The 429-nt window shown below is 49.7% G+C and carries 1 pseudogene; it reads left to right on the forward strand.

Annotated elements, in window-relative coordinates:
- Positions 1 to 12 precede the first annotated feature (12 nt).
- A pseudogene (locus ACYVRA_RS09255) lies at positions 13 to 429 on the forward strand (non-canonical purine NTP pyrophosphatase); the annotation flags it as partial.

Here is a 429-nt window from a genome sequence, read left to right on the forward strand (position 1 = left end):
ATCATTGGCTGAATGGAACCTGACATAGCGAGTGATTCCGGCTGGAGCGTGGGCGCTCTTGACGGCAGGCCCGGCGTACTGTCCGCCCGTTACGGAATGGAGACAGGACAAAAGTAGACAAGCGAACGGCGTAATATTATGCTTCTTGACGAGTTGGGGGACAATCCAAAACGAAGCGCGAGGTTTGTCTGCGCTATGGTTCGTTTATTTAGCGACGACCGTTTTTTTCTTGTTCAGGAAACGCTTGAGGGGGAAATTGTAAAAAAGAGCGGAATAAAAGGGGAAGGCGGTTTTGGTTACGATCCGATTCTTTGGATACCGTCCCTTGGCCGCACCCTTGCCGAGCTTTCGCCGCAAGAGAAAAATTCTTTGAGCCACCGCGGAAAAGCGGGAAAGCATATTGCAAGCGTTCTACAAAATTTAATATCA

Source organism: Treponema sp. R8-4-B8 (genome assembly GCF_054786175.1).